This window comes from Piscirickettsia salmonis LF-89 = ATCC VR-1361, assembly GCF_000297215.2.
GTDB classification, from domain to species: domain Bacteria; phylum Pseudomonadota; class Gammaproteobacteria; order Piscirickettsiales; family Piscirickettsiaceae; genus Piscirickettsia; species Piscirickettsia salmonis.
In genome coordinates this window covers 1-532 of sequence record NZ_AMFF02000243.1, presented here as the reverse complement: position 1 = coordinate 532, position 532 = coordinate 1, and the positions used below count along the sequence as shown (strand labels likewise).

Here is a 532-nt window from a genome sequence, read left to right as displayed (position 1 = left end):
TGTTGATCGAGCGCTATAAATAGTGTAGAGAAGTTTAAAACTTTATGTGAAAAATTAAAGCAGGAAGGCGTTCAACAAGTAAAAGCATTTAACCCCTACTGGAATGATTTTGGATCGACGTTTGTGATTGGTAATGCTTTTCGTCTGGTATTGTGTTCAGGGCGTTATTTAAATTATAAAGCAAGAATTGCAGCACCGACAAATAATTTAGATAAAGTTAAAACTGAACTAAAGCAGTTAGTGGGTTTAAAATGCATAGGAAGTTTTGAGAGTCATCGCGGCTTTGATGGGATTATGTTAGCAAGTCATTCACCTCTTGATTGTCATTTTGAGTTTACATTTTTTCAGTACGAACGTTTGCCGCAGGCCTATAATCATAGTCACGAGATTGATTTTATTTTAGCAAAGCCATTTTTCGGTTTAATAAGGACATTGGACGTATATTATCAACTGGGCATTTTTCAAATAGATGTCCCTATAGCAACGTACTGTAATTTCAGAAAATATTTGATCAACCGCTGCGAGCCATGGA

At 35.7% G+C, this 532-nt stretch carries 1 protein-coding gene and 1 pseudogene; both read left to right on the top strand.

The annotated features are described in order from the left end of the window. Positions 1 to 15 precede the first annotated feature (15 nt). Positions 16 to 93 (top strand): annotated as a pseudogene (locus C200_RS16810) (hypothetical protein); the annotation flags it as partial. Between the two features lie 30 nt (positions 94 to 123). After that, positions 124 to 532, top strand: a 409-nt coding sequence (locus C200_RS13815; protein ID WP_033923848.1) for a hypothetical protein, incomplete at its 3' end; no start/stop codon positions are given.